General features: G+C 40.3%; 3 protein-coding genes and 1 pseudogene. All 4 read left to right on the forward strand.

The genetic code is table 11. The annotated features are described in order from the left end of the window. Positions 1-177, forward strand: a pseudogene (locus IQ224_RS23325) (ISKra4 family transposase); the annotation flags it as partial. A gap of 456 nt (positions 178-633) precedes the next feature. Further along, positions 634-870 (forward strand): 50S ribosomal protein L28, encoded by a 237-nt coding sequence (gene rpmB / locus IQ224_RS23335; protein WP_002732080.1) that lies wholly within the window; start codon positions 634-636, stop codon positions 868-870. A gap of 144 nt (positions 871-1,014) precedes the next feature. Beyond that, a complete protein-coding gene (psaK, locus tag IQ224_RS23340) occupies positions 1,015-1,281 on the forward strand; it encodes a photosystem I reaction center subunit PsaK (protein ID WP_002734065.1) in 267 nt (88 codons plus the stop codon). A 226-nt stretch (positions 1,282-1,507) separates the two neighbouring features. Continuing rightward, a partial coding sequence (locus tag IQ224_RS23345) for a transposase (RefSeq protein WP_130757148.1) occupies positions 1,508-1,730 on the forward strand: 223 nt, incomplete at its 3' end.

Consider the following 1,730-nt stretch of genomic DNA (forward strand, 5'->3'; position numbering starts at 1 on the left):
ATACCCAATTACGAACTCTATCAATCACAAGGGATTTGCATCGGTTCTGGAAGTGTAGAGTCAAAGATTAAGCAAATAGGTGCAAGAATGAAAATTGTGGGAGCACAATGGAAAGCAGAGAATGTTCCTCAGTATTTGAAGCTACGTTGTGCTTATCTCAACGGCGATATTGCCTGAGTATTTTTACTCATTGCAAAACTGGGATGCTCCCACTTGCCTCGTCAAACTATGATTAATATTTTTGTCGAAACAATCGATAAAATCGAAAAAATAGTTCAAGGTAATCAAGCCCCTTTTATCGCCAAAATATACCAAGATTTTCAAGTAAAATTGTGGAAAAATAAAAATGAATTAACTAGAATACTAGAAACTATGTAAAACTTATTAAAATATTTTTTATTCAGTAAAAAATTACAGCTAAATTTGTTGACAATATTCTCACCATTACCTTTGATGCAATTGTCGAAATTGTCTGAGCAGTGAACCGGTTTAATCAACTTCTTAATCCCCCCCACTTGCTGTTAAATTTATCTCCTTTCACTTCACCCAGGGGAAGGGGGGGACTTCTGGCGAGATTTGAGTTAAACTAGAAAGGTTGACTATTGACAAACATCGATCGCACAGGAGTAAATTATGTCTAGAGTCTGTACTATGACGGGGAAAAAGGCCAATAACGCCTATGCGGTGTCCCACTCCCACCGTCGCACCAAAAAATTACAAGAAGCTAACCTACAATGGAAAAGAGTTTGGTGGTCGGAAGGCAACCGTTGGGTCAAACTACGCATCTCCACCAAAGCTATCAAAACCATTGAAAAGAAAGGATTAGCCGTCTTCGCTAGAGAAGTAGGCTTAAACTTGAATTTGTACTAAGCGAGTAGTTCGGAAGTGGAAACGAATCGGCCTTATCGTTGACTCCTCTGCTTTTGATTATTAAGTATTGCAACAGGGCGTGATGTGGGGTGAAAACTACCTTTAAGATTAAAAACTTAAAACGACCTGTTCAGGAGAATTTCAATGTATTCAACCCTATTAATGGCCGCTACCGCCGTACAAGGTTCCAGCGAATGGAGTCCTAAAGTGGCGATTGTCATGATTATCTGCAATATTCTCGCTATTGCTTTCGGTAAAGCGACTATTAAACAACAAAATGTCGGTCCTGCTTTACCTTCCCCCGCTTTATTCGGTGGTATGGGATTAGGCGCTTTACTGGGTACTACCAGTTTTGGTCATGTCCTCGGCGCCGGTGTCATCCTCGGTCTCTCCCGTCTCGGAGTTATCTAAGTCTGTTTTGATTTTCTCAATCGGTGGCCAAAAGTCACCGATTTCTTTTGTGAAAAATTCTGGACTACATAAGTAGGTAGGTGTTAAAAATTATCAGATGCCCCCCTTATTAAGCTATCCATTAGTCAGATCTTTCTTAACAAAAAGAGAAGAAACTTAAAAAAAGGGGAAACGATTGATAGGTATAGTTTTGAAAGAAGGAATTAAGGTGGAGGTAAGCAAAAAAATGGAGAAATGGGCAGCCCAAGAATTACAATATGCAGACCTAGGGGACACCAGAAGAAAGAAAAGGTTAATCAGTATCGTAGAAAACTTGGCCAGTCAACCTAGTACAAGTGTGCCACAAGCTTCGGGAAATCTAGCCGCAGCGAGTGCCACCTACGACTTTTGGAATTCCCCCTATTTTCACCCCTCAGATATAATTGCCGCCCAAGCTAAAAGTACAGTAG

The sequence above is a fragment of the Microcystis sp. LEGE 00066 genome (assembly GCF_015207925.1).
GTDB classification, from domain to species: Bacteria; Cyanobacteriota; Cyanobacteriia; order Cyanobacteriales; family Microcystaceae; genus Microcystis; species Microcystis ichthyoblabe_A.

What these genes read in the sequence shown, in the direction of transcription:
- rpmB (WP_002732080.1), top strand. Translation starts at nt 634, where the DNA reads ATGTCTAGAGTCTGTACTATGACGGGGAAAAAGGCCAATAACGCCTAT.
- psaK (WP_002734065.1), top strand. Translation starts at nt 1,015, where the DNA reads ATGTATTCAACCCTATTAATGGCCGCTACCGCCGTACAAGGTTCCAGC.